At 65.8% G+C, this 24,242-nt stretch carries 18 protein-coding genes, 1 tRNA gene and 2 pseudogenes; 15 read left to right on the top strand and 6 right to left on the bottom strand.

Features of this window, described 5'->3' with window-relative positions; translation table 11 throughout:
- Positions 1-212: 212 nt before the first annotated feature.
- The 4 genes and pseudogenes from TMO_RS24370 to TMO_RS24360 all read left to right on the top strand — a co-directional run bounded on the left by TMO_RS24370 (position 213) and on the right by TMO_RS24360 (position 3,724).
- Positions 213-719, top strand: coding sequence for an Lrp/AsnC family transcriptional regulator (locus TMO_RS24370; protein WP_014747713.1), 507 nt, complete (start codon positions 213-215; stop codon positions 717-719).
- Positions 622-1,326 (top strand): annotated as a pseudogene (locus TMO_RS32975) (AbrB family transcriptional regulator); the annotation flags it as partial. The gene TMO_RS24370 and the pseudogene TMO_RS32975, both read left to right, overlap by 98 nt.
- A gap of 25 nt (positions 1,327-1,351) precedes the next feature.
- On the top strand, positions 1,352-1,924 hold the full coding sequence (locus TMO_RS32970) for an AbrB family transcriptional regulator (RefSeq protein WP_014747712.1): 573 nt from the start codon (positions 1,352-1,354) through the stop codon (positions 1,922-1,924).
- 84 nt (positions 1,925-2,008) lie between these two features.
- Positions 2,009-3,724 (top strand): DUF262 domain-containing protein, encoded by a 1,716-nt coding sequence (locus tag TMO_RS24360; RefSeq protein ID WP_014747711.1) that lies wholly within the window; start codon positions 2,009-2,011, stop codon positions 3,722-3,724.
- Positions 3,725-3,807: 83 nt separating this feature from the next.
- On the opposite strand, the gene greA is transcribed toward TMO_RS24360, so the two are convergent.
- The 3 genes from greA to carA form a co-directional block, all read right to left on the bottom strand.
- Positions 3,808-4,281: a transcription elongation factor GreA gene (gene greA, locus TMO_RS24355; protein ID WP_081599072.1), complete on the bottom strand. Its 474-nt coding sequence runs from the start codon at positions 4,279-4,281 to the stop codon at positions 3,808-3,810.
- A gap of 238 nt (positions 4,282-4,519) precedes the next feature.
- Positions 4,520-7,765, bottom strand: a complete 3,246-nt coding sequence (gene carB / locus TMO_RS24350) for a carbamoyl-phosphate synthase large subunit (protein ID WP_014747709.1) — start codon at positions 7,763-7,765, stop codon at positions 4,520-4,522.
- Positions 7,758-8,930: a glutamine-hydrolyzing carbamoyl-phosphate synthase small subunit gene (gene carA, locus TMO_RS24345; RefSeq protein WP_014747708.1), complete on the bottom strand. Its 1,173-nt coding sequence runs from the start codon at positions 8,928-8,930 to the stop codon at positions 7,758-7,760. Before carA ends, carB begins: the two co-directional genes overlap by 8 nt.
- Positions 8,931-9,463: 533 nt before the next feature.
- Here carA and TMO_RS24340 point away from each other — a divergent pair.
- From TMO_RS24340 to trpB, 7 genes and pseudogenes are all read left to right on the top strand, one after another.
- Positions 9,464-9,931, top strand: coding sequence for a GatB/YqeY domain-containing protein (locus TMO_RS24340; protein ID WP_014747707.1), 468 nt, complete (start codon positions 9,464-9,466; stop codon positions 9,929-9,931).
- 10 nt (positions 9,932-9,941) lie between these two features.
- Entirely contained in the window at positions 9,942-11,837 is a 1,896-nt protein-coding gene (gene dnaG, locus TMO_RS24335) for a DNA primase (protein ID WP_014747706.1), read from the top strand.
- Between the two features lie 166 nt (positions 11,838-12,003).
- The gene (rpoD, locus tag TMO_RS24330) at positions 12,004-14,097 is read left to right on the top strand and encodes an RNA polymerase sigma factor RpoD (RefSeq protein WP_014747705.1); all 2,094 of its coding nucleotides are present in this window, start codon (positions 12,004-12,006) and stop codon (positions 14,095-14,097) included.
- 206 nt (positions 14,098-14,303) lie between these two features.
- A tRNA-Ile gene (locus TMO_RS24325) sits at positions 14,304-14,379 on the top strand.
- Between the two features lie 139 nt (positions 14,380-14,518).
- Positions 14,519-15,061, top strand: coding sequence for an ImmA/IrrE family metallo-endopeptidase (locus TMO_RS24320; protein ID WP_014747704.1), 543 nt, complete (start codon positions 14,519-14,521; stop codon positions 15,059-15,061).
- A gap of 18 nt (positions 15,062-15,079) precedes the next feature.
- The gene (locus TMO_RS24315) at positions 15,080-16,162 is read left to right on the top strand and encodes a hypothetical protein (protein ID WP_014747703.1); all 1,083 of its coding nucleotides are present in this window, start codon (positions 15,080-15,082) and stop codon (positions 16,160-16,162) included.
- A 243-nt stretch (positions 16,163-16,405) separates the two neighbouring features.
- A pseudogene (gene trpB / locus TMO_RS24310) lies at positions 16,406-17,631 on the top strand (tryptophan synthase subunit beta).
- A gap of 130 nt (positions 17,632-17,761) precedes the next feature.
- Here the strand turns inward: trpB and TMO_RS30895 are convergent.
- Positions 17,762-17,938 carry a DUF1328 domain-containing protein gene (locus tag TMO_RS30895; RefSeq protein WP_041607573.1) on the bottom strand — a complete coding sequence of 59 codons (177 nt, stop codon included), beginning with the start codon at positions 17,936-17,938 and terminating at the stop codon, positions 17,762-17,764.
- A 378-nt stretch (positions 17,939-18,316) separates the two neighbouring features.
- On the opposite strand from TMO_RS30895, the gene TMO_RS24300 reads away from it, so the two are divergent.
- Both TMO_RS24300 and TMO_RS24295 read left to right on the top strand, forming a co-directional pair.
- Entirely contained in the window at positions 18,317-19,306 is a 990-nt protein-coding gene (locus TMO_RS24300) for a pyridoxamine 5'-phosphate oxidase family protein (RefSeq protein WP_014747700.1), read from the top strand.
- 189 nt (positions 19,307-19,495) lie between these two features.
- Positions 19,496-21,502: an autotransporter outer membrane beta-barrel domain-containing protein gene (locus TMO_RS24295; protein ID WP_014747699.1), complete on the top strand. Its 2,007-nt coding sequence runs from the start codon at positions 19,496-19,498 to the stop codon at positions 21,500-21,502.
- Between the two features lie 20 nt (positions 21,503-21,522).
- On the opposite strand, the gene TMO_RS24290 is transcribed toward TMO_RS24295, so the two are convergent.
- Positions 21,523-21,756, bottom strand: coding sequence for a hypothetical protein (locus TMO_RS24290; protein ID WP_416069016.1), 234 nt, complete (start codon positions 21,754-21,756; stop codon positions 21,523-21,525).
- Positions 21,757-22,175: 419 nt separating this feature from the next.
- On the bottom strand, positions 22,176-22,676 hold the full coding sequence (locus TMO_RS24285) for a DUF305 domain-containing protein (RefSeq protein WP_003098996.1): 501 nt from the start codon (positions 22,674-22,676) through the stop codon (positions 22,176-22,178).
- A gap of 450 nt (positions 22,677-23,126) precedes the next feature.
- On the opposite strand from TMO_RS24285, the gene TMO_RS24280 reads away from it, so the two are divergent.
- Together TMO_RS24280 and TMO_RS24275 are read left to right on the top strand one after the other, a co-directional pair.
- Complete coding sequence (locus tag TMO_RS24280) at positions 23,127-23,873, top strand: hypothetical protein (protein ID WP_003098991.1); 747 nt, start codon at positions 23,127-23,129, stop codon at positions 23,871-23,873.
- A gap of 118 nt (positions 23,874-23,991) precedes the next feature.
- Complete coding sequence (locus TMO_RS24275) at positions 23,992-24,204, top strand: AlpA family transcriptional regulator (protein ID WP_003090093.1); 213 nt, start codon at positions 23,992-23,994, stop codon at positions 24,202-24,204.
- The last annotated feature ends 38 nt before the right edge of the window (positions 24,205-24,242 follow it).

The raw sequence follows: 24,242 nt of genomic DNA, 5'->3' as shown, positions 1-24,242 counted from the left end.
AACGGAACCGCTTCGCCTCGGGTGCTGAGGGGCAACCCCCGGCCGCGGTTCGCCTGAAACCGGCACCAGATGAAGACCATCGAATGGCCCATGGGTCGCGACAGAACCGCAAACTGCCGCTATGGGTCCGGGTAATATTGCTATAGACTGCCCAGCGATCACGTTCGCCCGCACGCACGGGCCCGTGACGGGGGAAGGGAGTCAGCGACACTATGGCGCGGGTAAAACTCGACACCATCGACCGGAAGATCCTTGCCGATCTCCAGTCCGACGGCCGCATCACCAATGTGGAACTCGCCCGTCGGGCGGGCATCTCGGCACCGCCCTGCCTGCGGCGCGTCCGGGCCCTCGAAGAGGCGGGCTTCGTGCGCGGGTATCGCGCGGAACTCGATCCTGAACATCTCGGCTTCTCGGTCACCGTCTTCGCCCGGGTCGGGCTGGAGAGCCAGGCCGATCTCGACCTCAAGAAGTTCGAGGCGCTGGTCCAGAGCTGGCCCGAGGTCCGCGAGTGCTACATGCTGGCGGGTGAGACCGATTTCCTGCTGAAGATCGTCGCCAAGGACTGGGACGCCTATCAGCGGTTTCTGACAACCCGGCTGACCGCGGCGCCGCCGGTGCGCCATGTCCGCACCTCGCTCACCATCCGGACCTCGAAGTATGAGCCGGGGGTGCCGATCGAGCTGCTGGAGGCCGAAGAGCCCACCGGCGAGGACGACTGAGCCCGAGCCGTGCGGAAACCGCAGACCCCTGGGGGCGGGGGTGGTGGTTGTGCCGCGTGGCAGATCATGGTTCGGTGCAGAACGATCCGAACGGCCGCTTTCGGGTGAAAGCGGCCGTTTTCGTTTGCGGAAGAACCCCGATCCGATGTCGTTGCCGACCCTTCCCCTCTGGCTGCGCTGGCTGCTGCTGCCGATCGTCTCTGTGCCGGTGACGGCGGGGCTGATCTGGATCCAGCTGCCGGCGGCATTGCTGCTGGGGCCGATGGTCTCAGGCATTCTGCTGGCGCTGGGCGGGGTCGGGCTGAAGATGCCGCGGATCACCTTCCTGATGGCCCAGTCGGTGCTGGGCTGCATGATCGCAGGCTCGGTGCGGCCCGAGATCCTGGTGACGGTGGCCGAAGACTGGCCGATCTTCCTCGGGATCGTGCTCTCCACCATCCTGCTCAGCGGCGCGCTCGGCTGGGTGATTGCCCGCAATCACATCCTGCCCGGCACGACCGGTGTCTGGGGCACCTCGGCCGGTGCCGCCTCGGCGATGGTGGTGATGGCGGAAGCCTTCGGCGCCGATGCCCGGCTCGTCGCCTTCATGCAGTATACCCGCGTGCTGTTCGTGGCCTTTGCCGCCGCCCTGCTTGCGCATTTCCTGCTGGGCGGGGGGGGCGGGAGCCGCCGCTCCGATCGTCTGGTTCCCGCCGATCCAGCCGCTCGCCTTCGCCGAGACCCTGGCGCTTGCCGCGGCCGGCGTGGCGGCGGGCCGGCTGATCCCGGTGCCGGCGGCAGGCCTGCTGCTGCCGATGATCGGCGGCGCCGTGCTCAGCGCGACCGGCCTCCTGACCATTCAGCTGCCGCAATGGCTGCTGGCGGCCAGCTACGCGGTGCTGGCCTGGAGCGTGGGCCTGGGCTTCACCCGGGCGGTACTGGGGCATGCGCTGAAGGCGCTGCCCACCATCCTGGTCTCGATCGCGGTGCTGATCGGCTTCTGCGCCGGCCTCGCCTGGGTGCTGACGCAGCTGACCGGCATCGACCTTCTGTCGGCCTATCTGGCCACCAGCCCCGGCGGGCTGGATACGGTCGCGATCATCGCCGCCTCCAGCCGCGGCGTCGATATCGGCTTCGTCATGGCCCTGCAGACCATGCGCTTCTTCCTGGTCGTCCTGCTCGGCCCCCCGCTCGCCCGCTTCGTGGCGCGGCAGGTGCGGGAGTGACGGCCGCCACTTGAATCCCGCCGAGCCCTCGCCGAAGCTAGGGTTCACTGGCGGGATCTGCCGGAGATGGGCCGGAGGAGCGACATGGCGGCAACGAATTTCAACACCGAGAATCGTACCTATCGCCAGTTGCTCGGCAATGGCCTGACCTATCGCGTGCCCCGGTTCCAGCGGGACTATTCCTGGGGGGATGCCGAGTGGGAAGACCTTTGGGCAGACATCCTGGGCTCGATCGCCCCGGACGGCGAGCCGGCACATTACATGGGCTATCTCGTCCTTCAGACCTCGGACAACCGCATCTTCGAGATCATCGACGGGCAGCAGCGGCTGACGACGATCAGTCTCATCATCCTGGCCGCCATGCGCCTGCTGAAGGCGTATATTGCAGGCGGTCGCAATGCCGATGCGAATCAGCAGCGGCTCGACCAGTTTCGCGCGACCTATATCGGATATCTGGATCCGGTGACGCTGGCGACGCATAACAAATTGTCGCTCAACCGCAATAATGACGGCTATTACCGCGATCACCTCGTTCCTCTGGCCGAACATCTTCCGCAGCGCGGCTTCCCGCCCTCGACCCATGCCATGCGCAAAGGGTTTGAGTGGTTCGAGAAGGCTCTGCGCGATCATGTCCGCAGCCAGCAGGACCAGGGGGTCGCGCTGGCGCAATTCATCGAAACCATGAGCGACCGGCTGTTCTTCACGGTGATCACCGTCGCCGACGAACTGAATGCCTATAAGGTGTTCGAAACGCTGAATGCGCGGGGTGTCCGGCTGTCGGCGACCGATCTGCTCAAGAACTATCTGTTCTCGGTGCTGGCGCGCGGTCCTCAGTCACAGCAGGAAATGGATGATCTTGAGCGGCGCTGGGAGGGCATGGTCGGCCGCCTGGGCAGCGAGAGCTTCCCGGACTTCCTGCGCATGCACTGGAACAGCCGGCATGGCTTCGCCCGCCAGTCGGAGCTGTTCAAAATCATCCGATCGAGCGTGCGCGACCGCGGCCAAGTGTTCGGGCTGCTGCGTGAAATGGACGAAGACATGGATGCCTATCTTGCGCTGATCCACCCCGAGGCGGCGCAATGGTCGGCAGACTGTCGTCGCAGCGCTCAAGAGCTGCGGATGTTCTCGGTCCGTCAGCCCTATCCCATGCTCATGGCGGCGAAGCGCCGATTGTCGGATGGTGATTTCGAAGGGCTGATTGCGGCCACGGCAGTGATCGCTTTTCGCTACAACGTTATCGGCAGCCAGGCGCCCAATGAGCAGGAGCGCGTCTATCACGCCGTTGCCCTGCAGCTGCACCGGGGTGAGCTTGCGGCTCTCGGACCGGTGCTTGCGGCGCTTCGCCCGATCTATCGCAGCGACGATGCCTTTCGCGGCGACTTTGCGGCCAAGGCGATCAAGACGACCCAAAGCCGCAATGCGAAGATCGTCCGCTATATCCTGTGCAGGCTGGAGCGACAGAATGGTGGCGTCGAGTTCGATCCGGATGCGTCGACCTATACGATCGAGCACATCCTGCCCCAGTCGCCAAATGGAGGCTGGGATGCCTTTCCCGACCGGGACCTGGAGACCTTCATCTATCGTCTCGGGAACATGGTCATGCTCGAGACGGCCCGAAACAGAGCCCTGGGCAATAAGCCCTATGCGGAGAAGCGGCCGATCCTGGGGCAGAGCGGGCTGAAACTGACGCGGGATCTTGTCGAGGAGAACCAGGACTGGACGCCGGAGCGGCTGGACAAGTGGCAGCAAAAGCTCGCTCGTATGGCCAAGACCGTCTGGCGTGTCGCTCAACTGTCCTGATCGACAGGCATTCTGCAAGACGAAAGGCCGGCCCTTCCGCTCGGGAGGGCCGGCCCTTCATGTCTTCGGCGGCGTGGCCGGCTTCAGTTGAAGCTCACGCCCAGGATCTCGTAGGAGCGGCGGCCCTTGGGCGTCGCGACCTCGACGGTTTCGCCCACCGCCTTGTTGATCAGCGCCCGCGCCATCGGCGAGGTGACGGAGATGCGGCCGATCTTGAGGTCGGCCTCGTCCACGCCGACGATCTTGTAGCTCGTCTCTTCCTCGGTCTCTTCGTCGACGACGGTGACCGTCGCGCCGAACTTGACCCGGTCGCCCGACAGCTTGGTGGGGTCGATCACCTCGGAGCGGGACAGCTTGTCCTCCAGCTCGGCGATGCGGCCCTCAATGAAGCTCTGGCGCTCACGCGCCGCGTGGTACTCGGCGTTCTCCGACAGATCGCCATGCGCCCGGGCTTCGGCGATCGCGTTGATCACCTCGGGACGGGCCACCGTCTTCAGATGCTTGAGTTCGGCGGTCAGTCGGTCGAAGCCTTCCAACGTCATGGGAACTTTTTCCATGGGTATGACGCTTTCCACGTTGGTCGTCGAACGGTCAGGCGATCGTCGGAGGGAATGCCGTTCCGCGGTTGACAGGAATTCATGCCGCAGCAGTTCAGCGCGCGGCGGCCGGACTTTCCGGCAGCCGAACGTCGGTTGTGCACGAGATCGCTGTGCACCTGCAGCACGACAACAGGAACACATGCGGGGCCGATTTTCATCGGCCCCGCATGTCGATCAGCCGTTTTCTGCGGCCTTCTCAGGCAGAATAGGATTGCAGGGACCGGACTTCAAGCGTGCCGGCCCGGATGGCCGCGATCGCCTGAACGGTCGCCCGGCAACCGGCGACGGTGGTGAAATAGGGCACCTTGTTCATCAGGGTTTCGCGGCGCAGCGAGTAGCTGTCCGAAATCGCCTGAGACCCGGCGGTGGTGTTGAACACCATGTCGATCCGGCGGTCCTTGATCTGGTCGATGATGTTCGGCCGGCCCTCATGGGCCTTCTTGACCAGTTCGACCTGGATGCCCGCATCGGCCAGCACCCTGGCGGTGCCGCGGGTGGCGACGATCTCGAAGCCCTGGGCCTTCAGGCCGCGGGCGATCTCTACCATCGCGTCCTTGTCGTCGTCGCGCACCGAGACGAAGACCCGGCCCGAGGTCGGCAGGCGCACGCCCGCCGCCAGCTGCGCCTTGGCGAAGCTGCGGCCGAAATCGGTATCCAGGCCCATGACCTCGCCGGTCGACTTCATCTCGGGCCCGAGCAGGATGTCGACGCCGGGGAAGCGGGCGAAGGGGAAGACCGCTTCCTTGACCGCGATATGGTCGACCTTGCGCTCGGCCAGATCGAAGGCGCCCAGTTTCTCGCCCGCCATGATCCGGGCCGCGATCTTGGCGATCGGCCGGCCGACGGCCTTGGCGACGAAGGGCACGGTGCGGCTGGCGCGCGGGTTGACCTCCAGGATGTAGATCTCCCGGTCCTTGACCGCGAACTGCACGTTCATGAGCCCGACCACGCCCAGCTTGAGCGCCAGCGCCTCGGTCTGCCGGCGGATCTCGGCGATGATCTCGTCGTCGAGAGAATAGGGCGGCAGGGTGCAGGCGCTGTCGCCCGAATGGACGCCGGCCTCTTCGATATGCTCCATGATGCCCGCGACCACCACGGTCTCGCCGTCGCAGAGCGCGTCGACATCCACCTCGATGGCATCGGTCAGGAAGCGGTCGAGCAGCACCGGCTTGTTGCCGAACTCGCGCACCGCCCGGCGCATATACGAAGACAGCCCGCCCAGATCATGGACGATCTCCATCGCCCGGCCGCCCAGCACATAGGACGGGCGCGCGACCAGCGGGAAGCCGATGCGCTGGGCGATGGCCAGCGCCTCTTCCTCGCTGTGGCAGGTGTCGTTGGCCGGCTGCTTCAGATCCAGATCGTTCAGCAGCTTCTGGAAGCGGCGACGATCCTCGGCCAGGTCGATCGCATCCGGCGAGGTGCCGAGGATCGGCACCTGGGCCTTCTCCAGCGGCTCGGCCAGCTTCAGCGGGGTCTGGCCGCCATACTGGACGATCACGCCCTTGAGCGTGCCGCGCGAGGTTTCCACCCGCACCAGCTCCAGCACGTCCTCGACCGTCAGCGGCTCGAAATAAAGCCGGTCCGAGGTGTCGTAGTCGGTGGAGACCGTCTCGGGGTTGCAGTTGACCATGATGGTCTCGTAGCCCGCTTCCGAGAGGGCATAGGCCGCGTGGACACAGCAATAGTCGAACTCGATGCCCTGGCCGATCCGGTTCGGACCGCCGCCGAGCACGATGATCTTGGTGCGATCCGAGGGCTGCGCCTCGCATTCGACGATGCCGTCGAAGCCGGGCAGCTCGTAGGTCGAGTACATGTAGGGGGTGCGCGCCTCGAATTCGGCGGCGCAGGTGTCGACCCGCTTGAACACCGGGTGCACGCCGGCCTTCCAGCGCCGGGCACGGACGATCTCTTCGTCGAGACCGGCGAGCGTCGCCAGCCGTGCATCCGAGAAGCCCAGCGACTTCAGCCGCCGCCAGCCGGCCGCATCCGCCGGCAGCCCGTCCTCGATCACCTGCTTTTCGGTGGCGACCAGACCGGCCAGACGCTCGATGAACCAGGGATCGTAATCCGAGGCCTCGTGGATCTCTTCCGGGGTCAGCCCGGCGCGCAGCGCCTGGGCGATGACCAGCAGACGATCCGGGGTCGGCAGGGCCAGCGCCGAGCGGAGCGCATCGACCTCGCTGGTGCCGGCGCCGCCCGCGACCTCGATCTCGTCGAGGCCGGTCAGGCCCGTCTCCATCGAGCGGAGCGCCTTCTGCAGCGATTCCTCGAAGCAGCGGCCCATGGCCATGACCTCGCCCACCGCCTTCATCGAGGTCGACAGCGTGCGCGCGGTGCCCGGGAATTTCTCGAAGGCGAAGCGCGGGATCTTGGTCACGACATAGTCGATGGTCGGCTCGAACGAGGCCGGCGTGACGCCGGTGATGTCGTTCTGAACCTCGTCGAGCGTGTAGCCGACGGCGAGCTTGGCCGCGACCTTGGCGATCGGGAAGCCGGTCGCCTTCGAGGCGAGCGCCGAGGAGCGCGACACGCGCGGGTTCATCTCGATCACGACCATGCGGCCGGTCTCGGGGTCGATCGCGAACTGCACGTTCGACCCGCCGGTGTCGACGCCGATCTCGCGGAGAACCGCGAGCGAGGCGTCACGCATGATCTGGTATTCCTTGTCGGTGAGCGTGAGTGCCGGTGCGACGGTGATGCTGTCGCCGGTGTGCACGCCCATCGGGTCGATGTTCTCGATCGAGCAGACGATGATGCAGTTGTCCGCACGGTCGCGGACCACCTCCATCTCGTATTCCTTCCAGCCGAGCACCGATTCCTCGACCAGCACCTCGTTCACCGGCGAGGCGTCGAGGCCGCTGGCCACGATCTCTTCGAATTCCTGCCGGTTATAGGCGATGCCGCCGCCGGTGCCGCCCAGCGTATAGGAGGGGCGGATGATCGTCGGCAGGCCGACGAACTCCATCGCCTCGCGGGCGGATTCCATGTCGCGGACCACGCGGCTGCGCGGGCTGGACAGACCGATGCGGTCCATCGCCTCGCGGAACAGCTGGCGGTCTTCGGCCTTTTCGATCGCCGCCTCGTTGGCGCCGATCAGCTCGACGCCGAACTTCTTCAGCGTGCCGTCGCGCGACAGAGCGAGCGCGGTGTTGAGCGCGGTCTGGCCGCCCATGGTCGGCAGCAGGGCGTCGGGGCGCTCGGCCTCGATCACCTTGGCGACCAGTTCGGGCGTGATCGGCTCGACATAGGTCGCATCCGCCAGGCCCGGATCGGTCATGATCGTGGCCGGGTTGGAGTTGACCAGGATGATCCGGTAGCCCTCTTCGCGCAGCGCCTTGCAGGCCTGGGTGCCCGAATAGTCGAATTCGCAGGCCTGACCGATGACGATGGGGCCTGCGCCGATCACCAGGATCGACTTGATATCGGTACGCTTAGGCATCGGTCTTGGTCTTCTCGATGAGGCGCGCGAAACGGTCGAAGAGGTAGTGGCTGTCCTTCGGTCCCGGCGAGGCTTCGGGGTGGTACTGCACCGCAAAGACCGGACGATCGGTCAGGCGGAAGCCCTCCAGCGTGTCGTCGAACAGCGAGACATGGGTCACTTCGGCATTGGCCGGCAGCGACGAGGCGACGACGCGGAAGCCGTGGTTCTGCGAGGTGATTTCGACCTTGCCCGTGGTCAGATCCTTGACCGGCTGGTTGGCGCCGCGATGGCCGCGGTCCATCTTTTCGGTCGAGGCGCCGACCGCCAGCGCCAGCAGCTGATGGCCCAGGCAGATGCCGAAGGTCGGCTTGCCGGTCTCGATCAGCCTGCGGATCTGGGGCACGGCATATTCGCCGGTCGCCGCCGGATCGCCGGGGCCGTTGGACAGGAAGATGCCGTCGGGCTCGTGCGCCAGGATCTCGTCCGCGGTTGCGGTCGCGGGGACCACCACCACCTCGGCACCGGTGCCGGCCAGGCAGCGCAGGATGTTGCGCTTGGCGCCGTAATCGACCGCGACCACCTTGAAGCGCGGGCTTTCCTGCCGGCCGAAGCCCTGGCCCAGCTCCCACGGGGTCTCGTCCCAGGCATAGGTCTGGGCGCAGGTCACCGTGATCGCGAGATCGAGACCTTCCAGGCTGGGGGCGGCCTTCGCCTGCGCCTTCAGCGCGTCCAGATCCGCCGATCCGGCCTCGCCATGCCAGATCACCGCATTCTGCGGACCCTTGTCGCGCAGCAGGCGGGTGACGCGGCGGGTGTCGACGCCGGCAATGCCGATCAGCCCGTGGGCCGCCGTCCAGTCCTGCAGGCGGCGGGTGGAGCGGAAATTCGACGGCTCGGTCGGCAGCGCCTTAAGGACGAAACCGCGCGCCGCCGGCGTCGTGGTTTCCAGGTCCTCGTCATTGGTACCGACATTGCCGATATGCGGGAAGGTGAAGGTGATGATCTGACCGGCATAAGAGGGATCGGTCAGGATCTCCTGATAGCCGGTGATCGAGGTGTTGAAGCACAGCTCGCCCTCGGCGATGCCTCGTGCGCCGACGCCCAGGCCCCAGAAGACCGTGCCGTCGGCCAGAACGAGGGCGGCCGTAGCCGCCAGGGCGGGCGAGTTCGACGCCTCTTGCATGATAGCGAGCCCCCAGGATGATGCGACGCGGCCGCCCGGGAAGCCCCAAGGCGGCCGATGATAGCGAATGCGTGGTCCATCCGGGGACGCTGGCCCGGCTCGCGGACCCGGCCGGCCGGCGTCCCGGCCGCAGGACTGCGGCACAAGGCGGGGCGTCGGAGGGGGTCACGGGCGCAACCTGTATAACGACCTGGCAGGCAGGCAAGGCGGTTGCGGCAGCGAAGAGGGCGCGTGCGTAGACGCCCGGCGGGTGGGCGCCGGATCGACCGGACGGACCATACGCAAACCCCTCCCCCCGGTCAAGCCGCGGGCTCCGCTGATTTCGCAAGGGGGGCGTCCGCGTGCCGGCCATTGAAAGCCCGGGGGCTGACACGCAATATGAAAGCTTGTCACATCGTCCGCGCCCCCGTTAACTGCCCGCACCGCCACGATGCCGCCGTCTTCTGCATGATCTGCGGCATCCGGAGCCGGGCTTTCGGTGGCCGCGACATGACGGGGTCGCCGGTTTCCGTCTTATCGAGGGATCGACTTCCATGCTTCGTGAGCGCCTCAAGGACGCGCTTGCCCAGGCCGAGCAGCAGGGCAACAGCGAAGAGCTGGCTGTGCTCCGGCTGATCCGGACGGCGATCAAGGACCGCGATGCCGCTGCCCATGTGAGGGGGCGGGACGCGATCGACGACACCGAGATCCACGACATGCTCCGTACCATGCTGCGTCAGCGCGACGAGAGCATCGGTGCCTATGAGCAGTCCGGCCGCATCGAACTGGTGGAACAGGAACAGCTGGAGCAGCGGGTGATCCGCCGCTTCCTGCCGCCGCAGATGTCGGAGGACGAGATCGAGGCCGCGGTGCGTGCCACGATCGCGGCCTGCTGCGCCAAGGGGCTGAAGGATCTGGGGCGCACGGTCGACGCCCTGAAATCCGCCTATGGGCCCGAAATGGACCTGGGCTGCGCCAGCTCTGCGGCCAAGCGCCTGCTGCGCAACTGCCAGCCCGGCTGACCCGCACCCCATGGCGCTGCCCCCCGGCTTCATTGAGGAACTGCGTGCCCGCATCCGCCTGTCGGATGTGGTCGGCCGCCGGGTCAAGCTGATCCGCCGCGGCCGCGAGCACACCGGCCTTTGCCCGTTCCACAACGAGAAGACGCCGAGTTTCACGGTCAGCGACGACAAGGGCTTCTATTACTGCTTCGGCTGCGGCGCCAAGGGCGACGCCATCGATTTCGAGATGAAGCTCGGCGGGTTCGACTTCCGCGAGACCGTGGAGCGGCTGGCGGGGGAGGTGGGGCTGACCGTTCCCGCCGAAGATCCGGATGCGAAGCGCAAGGCCGAGCGCCGCGAGGGGCTGGTCGACGTCGTCGAAGAGGCCTGCCGCTGGTTCGAAAGCCGGCTCGGCACCGACGAGGCGGCGCCGGCCCGCGACTATCTGGTCCGCCGCGGCTTCGGGCCCGAGAGCTGGGGCCGGTTCCGCTTCGGCTATGCGCCCGACCGGCGCGACGTGCTGATCCGCACTTTCGAGCAGCGCGGCATCGCACTGGACCGGCTGGTCGAGTCGGGCCTTGCACGGCGGCGCGAGGACCGTTCCGCCTTCGACTATTTCCGCGGCCGGCTGATCATCCCCATCGCCGACCGGCGCGGCCGGATCATCGCCTTCGGCGGCCGGGTTCTGGGCGATGGCGAGCCCAAATACCTGAACAGCCCGGACACGCCGCTGTTCGAGAAGGGCCGTGTGCTCTATGGCTGGCCGGTTGCCCGAGAGGCTGCGCGCAAGGCCGGTACCGTGCTGGTGGTCGAAGGCTATCTGGACGTGGCCGCCCTGGTTCAGGCCGGCCGGCCCCATGCGGTGGCGCCGCTCGGCACCGCGCTGACCGAACATCAGATCGAAGAACTGTGGCGCATGGCGCCCGAGCCGGTGCTGTGCCTGGACGGCGACGCCGCCGGTATCCGTGCCGCGCGCCGTGCGGCCGAGCGTGCCCTGCCGCTGCTGAAGCCCGGCCACAGCCTGCGCTTCGTGCGCCTGCCCGGCGGCCATGATCCCGACAGCCTGATCCGGGCCGAAGGGGTGGGGGCGTTCGATCGGGCCGTGGCCAGCCCGCAGCCGATGATCGACTTGCTCTGGCAGGCGGCGCTGGAAGGCCATGCCACCGACACGCCCGAGCGGCTGGCCGCGCTGGAAGCCGATCTGATGGCCCAGGCCGACACGATCCGCGACCCGCTGATCCGCGACCTCTATCGTCGCGACTTCCGCGACCGGGTCTGGCAGCTGCGCCGGGCAAGACGCGGCGGCGGCGGGCCGGCGGCGCCCGGCCGGCCGGGTTTCCAGCGGCCGCAGGGAGAGCGGCGCGGCGGCAAACCCAGGCCCGGACAGCTGAACGACGACCCGACGCCCATCGCCGCCCCGGCGCTCGGCCAGGGAAACGAGGGCCAGTCGGCACGGCGCGAAGCGGCGCTTCTGGCGGCGGTTCTTCTGCATCCTCAACTGCTTGAGGTGGCGGAGGACGAGGTGGCCGCCTTGCCCGTCGCCACCCCTGAGCTTGACATCTTGCGGGCTGCGATCGTAGATACGCACGCATCGGAGTCCGGTCTTGACAGTGAAACGCTGCAGGACCATTTGAGACTGCGAGGGTTTTCGGACCTGGTGGACCGGTTGACGGCGGCGGAGAATGCCGGCCGTGTACCGTTCGCGGGGCCGGGAGCTGCATTCGACAGGGTTCTGGCCGGATGGCGCAATGTGCTGGCTGTACACCGGCATGCGCAGCTGGTCGACGAATTGAAGGCCGCAGAGCAGGAGCTTGTCGAGAGCATGACGGAAGAAGCTTTGCAGCGGTTCGTCGCGCTCAAGAAGCTCGTTGACGACAACGAGCGCGGACTGGCGGCCTTCGATCAGAGCGACGGTTTCGACCTTTGAGGGTCGGGGCGGGTTCGGCGATGACGCGGGGCGTCGTTGCCGCGGTGATGCTGTCATCATCGCGGGAGCGGCGCCTCACGGCCGTTGAAGGACGGGGCATCGACCTCATGGGCAAGCATCGGAATCAAGGCGCAGCGTGCGTTTCTGAGCGGGGGAACGACGAATAATGGCGAAAAAAGCGACCACGGCTGTCGAAGCCGGCGAAGGGCGTGAAGACACGCCGGATGGACCGCTGGTCGATTCGCTCGAGATCACCGTCAAGAAGATGGTGGCCCGCGCCAAGGAGCGCGGCTACATCTCCTATGACGAACTGAACAAGGCGTTGCCCCAGGATCAGCTCTCGTCGGAGCAGATCGAAGACGTGATGGCCATGCTCTCCGAGATGGGCATCAACGTCGTCGAGAACGACGAGGAAGGCGAGGAACTGGGCGAGAACCAGAGCGGCGACGACGAAGAAGAAGAATTCGGCGGGTCGCACGCGACCTCGGTCGAAGAAGAGGAACTGGGCCGGACCGACGACCCCGTGCGGATGTATCTGCGCGAGATGGGGTCGATCGAGCTTTTGTCCCGCGAGGGCGAGATCCTGCTGGCGAAGCGGATCGAGGCCGGTCGCAACACCATGATCGGTGCCATCTGCGAAAGCCCGCTGACCTTCCGGGCGATCGTGCGCTGGCGTGATGCCCTGGCGGCCGGCGAGGCGATGCTGCGCGACATCATCGACCTCGAGGCCAGCTATGGCGGCGACCAGCCGCCGATGACCGACGAGGACGCCGAGGCTGAAGCCGCGATGCTGGCGGGTGACCGTCCGGCAGTCGAGCCGGCCAAGCCCGTGGTCAACGGCAATGGTGCAGCGGCCGCCCCGGCGGCGGCAGCCGCGGCGCGCCCCGAGGGCGAGGTCCGCAAGGCGTCCGACAACGAGGAAGACGAGGAAGACGAAACCGTCCGCGCGGCCGACTCCGAAGAGGAGGAGGACGAGGAGGGTGACGGCGCCAGCGTGTCGATCTCGGTGATGGAAGCCGAGCTGACGCCGGTGATCCTGGAATCCTTCGACAAGATCGTCGAGGCCTGGGCGAAGCTTGAAAAGCTTCAGGCCAAGCGGCTCGAGGCGGCCCTGAAGGGCGAGGAGCAGACCACTCAGGCCCGCAGCCGGTTCGAGGCGGCGAAGTCCGACGTGATCGAGATGGTCCGCGGCCTGAACTTCGCCCAGGCGCGCATCGACCTGCTGGTCGAGGAACTCTACCTCCTCAACCGCAGCCTGATGTCGCTGGAAGGCCAGCTGATGCGTCTGGCGGTCGGCTGCCGGGTGAAGCGCGAAGACTTCCTGCGGCTCTACAGCGGCCAGGAACTGGCGCCGAACTGGTTCCAGGTGGTGGGCGCGCAGAACGGCAAGGCCTGGAAGACCTTCCTGGAACGCCATGGCGAGGAAGCGGCCGATATCCGCGAGGGCATCTCGCGGCTGGCCCGCGAAGTCGGCCTGCCGATCAACGAGTTCAAGCGCATCGTCAGCAACGTCCAGCGCGGCGAGCGCGAGGCCAGCCAGGCCAAGAAGGAGATGGTCGAGGCCAACCTCCGTCTGGTGATCTCGATCGCGAAGAAGTACACCAACCGCGGCCTGCAGTTCCTGGACCTGATCCAGGAAGGCAATATCGGCTTGATGAAGGCGGTCGATAAATTCGAATACCGCCGCGGCTACAAGTTCTCAACCTATGCCACCTGGTGGATCCGGCAGGCGATCACGCGCTCGATCGCCGACCAGGCCCGGACCATTCGCATCCCGGTGCACATGATCGAGACGATCAACAAGCTGGTCCGCACCTCGCGCCAGATGCTCCACGAAATCGGCCGCGAGCCGACGCCGGAAGAGCTGGCCGAGAAGCTGCAGATGCCGCTGGAGAAGGTCCGCAAGGTCCTGAAGATCGCCAAGGAGCCGATCAGCCTCGAAACCCCGATCGGCGACGAGGAAGACAGCCATCTGGGCGACTTCATCGAGGACAAGAATGCGATCCTGCCGGTCGATGCGGCGATCCATTCGAACCTCAAGGAGACCACCACCCGGGTGCTCGCCAGCCTGACGGCGCGCGAGGAGCGGGTGCTGCGCATGCGCTTCGGCATCGGCATGAACACCGACCACACCCTGGAAGAGGTCGGCCAGCAGTTCTCGGTGACCCGCGAACGCATCCGCCAGATCGAGGCGAAGGCGCTGCGCAAGCTCAAGCATCCGAGCCGGTCGCGCAAGCTGCGCAGCTTCCTCGATCACTAGGATCGAACGCCGGCATCGACGACACGACACGACCGCCGCCGGGCCTTCCGGCGGCGGTCGTGTCATTTCCGCCAGCCTTCTCCCGACGAACGGCCCCCTCGTGACGAACCGGCTTCCTCTTGACGAAAACGGCGGAACTCGACAAGGTGTGCCGCCGGTAACCGGCGGTGGCATTCCGCCCCGTTCCGGCACCATGGAAGATGTGGGGGCCTGTAGTTCAGCGGTTAGAACCCGCCGCTCATAACGGTGTTGTCGCAGGTTCGAATCCTGCCGGGCCCACCACCTTCCTGCAGCCCGACATGCATATGCCCGGCGCGCTTTCCCGCAGGCGATGCAAACGGTTGCCGCACCATCGCCCGCCATTGTCGCCGCCCGGCCCGGTCGCTATCTTGTAACGAGAGGCAGCGATCGCGAGGCGCAGATGACCGTCGTTCCGCCGATGCCATGTCGGGCGAGCAAGGCCGTCATCCAGGAGGCGGCGGAGAAATACGCGGGCAAGATCAATTTTCTGCCCGGGGATGATCTGTTCGATCTGGTCCACCGGATGGGCGGCCGGATCCGGTTCAGGGAGTTTGCGACGCCGCAGCCGCGTGAGAGCATTCATGTGCGGGCGCCAGACGATTTCGACCTTTACCTGCCTTTCGAGACCACGCCGGCCCGCGACCGTTTCACCATCGGGCACGAGCTGGGGCATCTGCTGCTGCATTATCCGGTCGTGAAGAAGGCGCATCAGGGTGCCAGCGTCGAGATGGCTGCCACCCGCTATCTGCCTGACAATCCGCCGCCGGATGTCGAACGCTGCGAATGGGAAGCCAACTGGTTCGCGGCGGCCTTCCTGATGCCCTCGGGCCCCTTTGCGGACCTTTGGCGGGAGACGCATGGCGATCGCGGTGCCGTTGCACAACGCTTCTTCGTATCCCGTCAGGCTGCCGAGAACCGGGCACGCAGCCTGGGTCTGGCGTAAGCAGCGGCCCGGCAACCCGTGAGCGCCGATCAGGGCGACGACCAGATCCTTGCCGCAGCGGCGGCGCGCTATCGCCTGGAAGCCTTTCTCAGCGTCGACATGGTGGGGTCCAGCGCGTTCAAGTTTTCGACCGCCATCGCGGGCGGGACTGAAGAGCGTGACGAGACGGGGTCGGAAGGATGGTCCCAGGCCATCCGCAAATTCTATGTTACTTTCCATCAGACCTTTCTGAAGAAGACCCGTATCCGATTTGGAACCGAGGATCGGGTGCGGTTGTGGAAAGCCTTGGGGGACGAACTCGTCTATCGCTTTACCGTTACAGACCTGGACGATACCGCGGGCATCGTCAACGATTTTATTCTGGCACTTCACCAGACGCGGCAGGTGGTCCGTGAGATCTCGCGCAGTCTCGACCTGAAAGCCTGTGGCTGGGTGGCGGATTTTCCGGCGCGCAATATGATGATCGACCTCGGCGGACTGAGGGAGGCCGACCAGTTCCTTGACGAGATGGCTGAAGGCGTAGGCGGCATTCAGGATTTCATCGGTCCGTCGATGGACACCGGCTTTCGCCTTGGCCGGTTCGCGACCCGGCGCAAGATGGTGCTGTCGGTGGAACTGGCCGCCCTGCTGGCCGAGAGCGATGCACAGCAGCGTCTTCCCTTCTGTTTCGGATATGACGGCCGCGAGGCCCTGAAGGGCATTCTGGGCGGAGAAGCTTATCCTCTGATCTGGATCGATACGGAAGATGATCCGCGGCGCAAGACCGCCGATCGCCGCGAGGCCGCCATGCTTCACATGCGCTCCGAGGTGCAGGCGGCAGCCGTGGCCGAATTCTGCCTGGGCTATATCGATGCATCCGACTGGATGGAGCGACCCTTCCTGCGTGAGCGCATCGGAGCATTCGACATGGTGCCAGCATCTCACATCGACCATGCCCGCCGGGGTCGGGCATTGCAGGCCCATGAAGACCGGCTTTATGCCGAGGCGGCCCCGCTTGCGGCGGCCGCCCAGAGCGATCTCAGTGTCACCAGCCTTGATCTGATCGGAGACATGCCCGCGCCGGCCGGACGCGGTGACGGTCCGCGGAAAGACGGCGCATGACCCCCATTGTCCCCCGCCGTCCGCTCTGTTACCGTCAGCCCATGACGATGCTGCACCCCATCTTCTGCCCGATGCAGACCCGCCGCTGGTGGCCCGCGTAAGCGGGCGGTTTCACCGGCAGTCGTCATGCCCTGTGGAAGGCCGCTCACTCCGGAGAGCGGCCTTTGTCGTTTATGCGCACGACAGGGGCGGGGATCCGGGGCGGCGACCCTCCAGCGATCCCGATCCGGAGGTTTTCGACCGATGACGTCCCCCCAGCCCGCCTCTCATCTGCCCAACAGCCTGCGCAACGGCCCCGACGAGAACGGCCGTTTCGGCATGTTCGGTGGCCGCTTCGTGGCCGAGACCCTGATGCCCAACCTGCTGGCGCTGGAGCGGGCCTATGCAGAGGCCAGGGCCGATCCCGCCTTCGCGGCCGAGATGGACGACATGCGCCGGCACTATATCGGCCGGCCCAGCCCGCTTTATTTCGCCGACCGGCTGACGGCGCATCTGGGCGGGGCGAAGATCTATCTGAAGCGCGAAGATCTGAACCACACCGGCTCGCACAAGGTGAACAACGTGCTGGGCCAGATCCTGCTCGCCCGGCGCATGGGCAAGAAGCGGATCATCGCCGAGACCGGCGCCGGCCAGCACGGTGTCGCCACCGCGACACTCTGCGCCCGCTATGGGCTGGATTGCGTGGTCTATATGGGCGAGGTCGACATTGCCCGGCAGATGCCCAATGTCATCCGCATGCGCATGCTGGGCGCCGAGGTCATCCCGGCGCTCTCGGGCTCCCGCACGCTCAAGGATGCGATGAACGAGGCCCTGCGCGACTGGGTGACCAATGTCGAAGACAGCTTCTACTGCATCGGCACCGTGGCGGGACCGCATCCCTATCCCATGATCGTCCGCGATTTCCAGACGGTCATCGGCGACGAGGCACGGGCCCAGATCCTGGAGGCAGAGGGGCGGCTGCCGGATGTGGTGATGGCCTGTGTCGGCGGCGGGTCCAACGCCATGGGCCTGTTCCATCCCTTCCTCGACGACGCAGAGGTCGCGATCTATGGCATTGAGGCGGCGGGGCACGGGATCGAGAGTGGTAAACATGCGGCCTCGCTGACCGGGGGCCGCCGGGCGTGCTGCACGGCAACCGGACCTTCCTGCTGATGGACGATGACGGCCAGATCACCGAGGCCCATTCGATCTCGGCCGGACTGGACTATCCGGGCATCGGGCCGGAACATGCGTGGCTGCACCAGATCGGCCGGGTGACCTATCTGCCCGCGACCGATGCCGAGGCGCTGGAGGCGTTCCACCTGCTCACCCGTCTGGAAGGCATCATCCCGGCGCTGGAATCGGCCCATGCGCTGGCGCGCGCCATCCGCATGGCGCCCGATCTTACGCCCGATGCGGTGATGGTGGTCTCGCTGTCGGGGCGCGGCGACAAGGATGTGCCGCAGGTGGCGGAGATGACCGGCGGCTGACATGTCTTCGTCGTGACCACGAATGATGTCACGGAACCCTGCCTGAGCCCTGCCTGAAAAGCACGACGGGCGACCGGAAACCGGCCGCCCGTCGTGCTGCGGGGGAGGGAGACGGAAGGAAGAGCGGCGGTCAGCGGCCCCTGCGCATCAGCCCCGCGACCAGCGTGATGACGAAGATGATGATCGCGACCCAGAACAGGATCTTGGCGCCCGCCATTGCCGTGCCTGCAACACCACCAAAGCCCAGAAGGGCCGCGACCAGCGCCACGATCAGGAAAACGATGGCCCAATGAAGAAGGCTGCCCATGGTTCAGATCTCCTTGTCTTTTCGGATGGTGCCTGCGACATCCGGATGGGATACGCCACCCGTGTAAAGTCGTTTCGCAGTCATCTTGTTCCGAATAATCTCCAGCCCGAAATGTCCGGGCGAGGCGGGATACGAAAGCCGGTGCGGGAAGGCGGTCAGGTTTTTTCTGTCGGCCGCTTTCGACTTGCTTCGTGTTGATTGAAATGTAGCACCCGGCGCAGGGCTCCGCCGCGGACAAAGACGTGACCGGATTTGGTCAGACCCCGGCCGGTTTTGGGCCAAAGCCGGCCGATCGGCCGGCCGGCGCCTTCCTGTGGTCACGGTAGCGCCGGTTCCGGTGTATGATCGCCCGACGTTCCTCTGACGGGAGACGCGGTCATGACCGAGGACAGACGGGCTTCGGGGCCAGAGGCCGAGGGGATCGGCTTTCACCTGGGCGAGCGGGCGGTGCAGGATCTGTATGGCCTGGGGGAGCGCATGGCGTCGATCGGCGCCCAGGTGTTCATGACCGCGCTGCCCGACCCGTTCCGGCTGTTTTTCATGGATCTGGAATTCCTGGTGGTCGCCTCGGTCGATGGGCAGGGGCTGCCCTGGGCCTCGTTGCTGGCCGGGCCGCCGGGCTTCATCGCCTCGCCCGATCCCAGGGTGCTCAGCATCCTGGGCGCCGTGCCGGCCGGCGACCCGCTGGCGGCCAGTCTTCAGCCCGGGGCGGCGCTGGGCCTGCTCGGCATCGATCTCGCCACCCGGCGGCGGATCCGGGTCAATGGTCGGGTGCTGGCGCTGGATCGTGACGGCGCGCCGCGCATCGACCTGCTGGTGGACCAGTGCTTCGGCAACTGCCCGCGTTACATCCGGCCCCGCCAGGCGGTGCCCGGCCGCGGCGGGATGGATCCGGCACCGGCGGTGGTGTCTCAGGCGGCGCCGGATCCGCGGGCGCGGGAGATGATCGCCCAGGCCGATACGATCTTCGTCGCCAGCGCCGCCGATACCCGCGTGGAAGGCCGGGCCGCCGGGGCCGATGCCTCGCATCGCGGCGGGCCGGCCGGCTTCGTGGCGGTCGACGAGGCGGGGGTGATCACGGTGCCGGACTACGCCGGCAACCGCTATTTCAACACGCTGGGCAACATGGTGCTGCGCCCGGCCGCCGGGCTGCTGGTGCCGGATTTCGCAACCGGCGACCTGCTGACCATCACCGGCGATGTCGAGATCGTCTGGCAGGGGCCCGAGATCGCCCGCCATCCGGGGGCCGAGCGGCTCTGGCGGCTGAGGCCGCGCCGGGTGGTCCATCTGGCGGGCGCGTGGCGGGCCCGGCTTCGGGAGACCGGTGGCCGGGTTGTGGGGCTGGGACCGGACGGGCGGCCCGGTTGAGGGGCAGATGACAGTGGTTGATCCGGACAGATCCGGAAGTGACCGGGTGGATGATGAAAGGGTATGGTTCAGTTAAGGCTGTGTGAAGCTTGCGCCGATACCGGCCTGTCATCCTTGCGGCACCCTCATCCCCGCACCACCGTCGCCCCCTGGGATATCCGGGGCGATGCTCCCCCTTCAGGAGGTCAGATGCCCGGCCGCCTCACCCTGCATCCGCTTGCCCTGCATTCACGCGCCCTGCGTCCGCTTTGTCTTGCGCTGTTCGCATCCGTCGCCATCCAGGCCCTGCCGGCACAGGCGGCGGAGTATGGCGACTTCGCCTATGACACGCTCAGAACCTTGACCATTGATCATGCCGGCCGCCACAGCGGCACGGAGGCATTCGAGGACGCGGCCGACTGGATGTCGTCGCGCTTCACCCTTGGCGGCACCACGCTGACCCGCCAGCCCTTTACCACCCGCCGGGGCCTCGCCTCCCAGAACGTGATCGGCACGGTGGGCAATACCGATCAGGGCTTCATCCTGGTCGGCGCCCATTTCGACAGCGCGCCGCAACGCCCGGGCTATACCGGCCCCGCCCTGCAGGGCGTGGACGACAACGGCTCCGGTGCTGCCGTGCTGACCGAGATCGCCGCCCATCTGGCGGGGCTGCCGGTTGAAACCGGGCTGGTCTTCAACGCCTTCGGCGCCGAGGAGACCGGGCTCGAAGGCTCTGCCTTCTATCGGCAGGAGCTGGAGGCGGCGGGCGAGATCGACCGGCTGAAGGGCATGATCAATATCGACAGCCTGATCACCGGCGATTTCATGTATGCCCATGCCGGCACCAATTATCTGGCCGATCCGGCGCTGAAATCCTACTGGACGCGGATCCACGCCATTGCCGACGAGCTGGGCATCGACCTGCGCAGCAATCCCGGGCTGAACCCGCATTATCCGGTCGATACCGGCTGCTGCAGCGACGCCGGCAACTACGAGGATCTGAACATCCCGGTGTTGTGGCTGGAGGCGACAAACTGGGAAATCGGCGATCTGGACGGCTATACCCAGACCACCAATCCGGGCATTCCGGGTGGCGCCAGCTGGCATGACCCGGCGATCGACAATTGGGACGTGCTGGAGGCGGCCTTCGGCCCCGATCACATCCCCGGCCGGCTGGAAGACTGGTCGCGGCTGCTGACCCGGCTGCTGGTGGAGCTGACCAACGCCGATCTTGCGGCCTCGGCGCAGTCGGGCGCCGGCTTCAGCCTTGCGATGACCGATCAGCTCGCCCGCGATCATCAGGCCTTCCAGGCGGCCGTCGACCGTGCGGTGCTGGCGCTGTTCACCCGCAAGCCCGGGCTGGGGGAGACCAGCGTCGATGTCTTCGTCGAGGGTCTGGCGCGGCCGGGCGGGTTCGACGGCGCGGCCACGGCCGATCACGAAACGGCCGGCCGCATCGGCTTCCGGGCCGATCACCGGCTGAGTGATCTGGTGACGCTGGGCGCCGATCTGCATCTGTCGCGCGGGCGTGACGATCTGTCGAGCGGGTCGGATCTGGACCGCACCGGCGTCGCTTTCGGCCTGGGCGTGCTGGTGAATGACGGTGCACCCGGCTGGCTCGCGGCCTCGGTGTCGGCCGGCTATGCCCGGGTCGACGGCACCCGTGCCTTCACCATGACCTCGGGACTGGGCGCCACCATCCTGGACCAGCGCTTCGATGCGCAGACCAATGCCCGCAGCTTCGGGGCGCGGATCGAGGGCGGCTGGGATCTGGCGCTGGGTGGCATCGCCACCGGCCCGGTGGTCGGGCTGGACTATACCCGCTATGAACTCGACGGCTTCACCGAGAGCGGACCGGCACGCACCGCGCTCACCTATCCCGATCAAAGCTATAACTCTGCCGAGGGTGAGCTTGGCTGGCGGGTGCGCGGCAGTATCGCCATAGGCGAGACCACGACGCTTGCGCCCTATGCCCGCGCGGGTTGGGTGCATGAATTCGCCGATGGCCGGCCCGATGCCATCCGTCTGACGGCGGGGGACGGGTCGTCGCGCCAGGTGGCGCTGGCCGAGGCCGATGACGATTTCGGCCGGGCGACGCTGGGCGCGCGGATCTTCTTCGGCGAAACGGTCTCTACCTATGCCGAGGTCGAAACCCGCTTCGGCCATGACGACGGCGCGCAGACCGCCGTGACCGCGGGCCTGGGCCTGCGCTTCTGAGGGGCTGGCGGTCATCGCCCTTATCTGAGGGCGATGACCAGCCCCAGGGCCACGATCGTCGTCCACAGCGCCAGGGCGCCGACGCCCACCAGGGTGGCGTGGTGGAAATAGGTGTCCTGGAGCGTGGCGTTGATCAGCGCCCGGGCCTGTTCGGCCGGCAGCTTCAGCTCCGATTTCACCGCCTGCCACACCTCGGTGCGGCGATGGTCCCGATGGGGGGCGCGATAGCCCTTCAGCATCAGGATGGCCCCCATCAGGGTCACGAGGATGGCGCCGGATCTGAGTCATGCACTAGAGCGCTAAGTCTCTGTTTCCCAATCACTTTCTCCACTGTGGTGATCAGCGAAGAACTCAATTATAGCCTTGTTTTTCGCCCTCGGCAACAAAGTTCATCCAACCACTTCCACCAGCGTCCAAGGATGATCCATCCACCCGTCGTTACGCCTGATGCGTCCAGCTGCTGAGCGGGTTCGCTATCGAACTCCAACTTGCGACGATCATGACTTGCGCTCGCTCCGCAGGCAGCGCGGGGTGGTGTCGCGTGGACTACCTGGCACCTGGACGGCTGTAGGACACAACCGCCGGCATCGGAACACCGCAAGTACTCATCTTTACATCGCTGCGGCTAACTTCGCCGGAGCGCAACGCGGCGCCAGTGTAGTGGCAGCCAGCCTCAACGAAGGCGTGCAGCAATCCGGTTCATCTGCTCGATCTCCGCGCGCTGGCCATCGGAAATCGCTTGGCATAGGTTGACGAGTTCCGGATCTGAGAGCTGCGCCTCGCGGCACATGAGGATCGCTCCCGAATGGTGCGGGACCATAGACGCGATGAACTGTCGATCGCCGATTCCGGTTTGAGCACGGGTAGCGGCAAAAGAACCGAGTGTGAGAACGGCAAACAAGCCGTACAGCACGAGATTGAGCCGCCGGTTTGGAAACATGCCGGGCATTGTCGCTAGCATGAAGATGCCCATTGGCGCCCACATAGTGACCGCCATGTAGAGCATGTTGAGATTGTTTCTGAAGTCCCTGGCGCCGTCGATCATGCTGAACATTACGAAGTACATGACGACGAGGCCCAACACCATGTTCACCCAGAACTTGGCGTATGGTCGGCCGTGCTTACCCATCTGACCGGATGTGTGATGTTGATGTTCATGGGAATGTTCAGCCATCTCCGTCTCCTATGTGCTGGGGCAACCTGGCAGGGTCACTGGTACTGCGGCAGATACTTTGTCGATATATCAGCATGTGGAGCGATGCATCACTAACCGCTGATTTCCAGTCCCCAACTGGACGTAGGGGCGTCGAACGCTTCAACTCGCTGGTCTTGAACCGTCTGGATATCAGACCATACCAAATCGGTCTTGATGGGCTTTGCGCCACCTATGACGCTGGTACCGTGAGCGCCAATATCGAGCTTGCGTCCTCATCGCTCGATGGGCCGGCAACTGATCGATTCTTGCATATCAAGCAAGACAAGGCCACCTGCGGCGGACGCCAATGGCCTCCTCCGCCTTCGCTTAGGGCATCGCCTCAAGCGTCCGTCGCAGGCCATAACGACACAACAGCCCTTGGGCAAGAAAGGAGCCGGTGATGTAGCGCACCCGAAAGGAGACGAAGACATGCACAAGGACATTTCAACATCAAAGGTGTTCTATCGTCCCATCGAGGCGGCCATCCGATGGGCTGGGTTGCTGCGGTATCTCCCGATGATCCTGGCCACGATCGCGTCACCGCGTGTCCTGCCTCGGTCGCTGAACTGCCCTCGATGGAATGAGTGCCGGCTGCACTCGGAACGTATCTATGACGGCATCCTCAACGGAGAGCTGCCCTACGGCAAGAACGGGATCACGCTCAATGATCCGAACCTGCTCAATTCTCTGGATCTGACTGTTCGCCATGTCGATCTAAAACGCTGGATGCGCACCCACTATCCCGAGCACCGGCCAGGATTTCTGTTCAGCCGTGGCGAACGCATGGCGCATCCTTTCATCACCATGGAAACAGGACAGGCGATCCTCGTGGAGCGGCTGGCCCTTCAGGCCGCGCTTGAACAAGCCCGACGTGAGATGCGAGAACTGCAGGAGCAGCACGACACGCTACTCAAGCAATCCTCGGTGCTGTTGGCATCCAAGCAATGCGAGATCAGCGAACGGGCGGAAACGACCTATCTCAACATCATTGGAGGGATGTTGACGCTGATGCTGAGCCAGTCGCCTTCAGGCGTGCCCTATTCCAGCTTCAAAACGCAGGAGGCCCTTGTCTCTGCATTGGTCGCCCACTACGGCGGCACCATGGGCATCACTGAGCGCACCTTAAACGGAAAGTTCGCCAACGCTAAGAGGTACGTTCGTAGCGCAAGCGCATGAGGTTATCCAGCTTGTATGTGCAATCGCGGAGATTGCATTTGCAATGTCTTTCCGCAGCCAGGTCTATTGAATAGAGGTCACGCCAACAAACGCCACCGAGCGTTCAGGAGTGACCGCCATGTCGCAGACCCCTGTACTCCCGCCGAACGAGCGCCGCATCCTGCGGCTCGATGAAGTCGAAGCGAAGTCCGGCTTCAAACGCGCCCACATCTACAACCTGATGAAGAAGCGCCAGTTCCCTCAGGCGCTGCGCCTGGGCGTGCGCGCTGTCGGCTGGGATTCGATCGAAATCGACCAGTGGATCGCCGAGCGCCTCAACCACCGGACCTGACCCGCTCTCCCGCGGACTTCCCATTCCCAGCCGGAGAG

The organism is Tistrella mobilis KA081020-065, assembly GCF_000264455.2.
GTDB classification, from domain to species: domain Bacteria; phylum Pseudomonadota; class Alphaproteobacteria; order Tistrellales; family Tistrellaceae; genus Tistrella; species Tistrella mobilis.
This window is presented reverse-complemented; position numbering and strand designations above follow the sequence as displayed.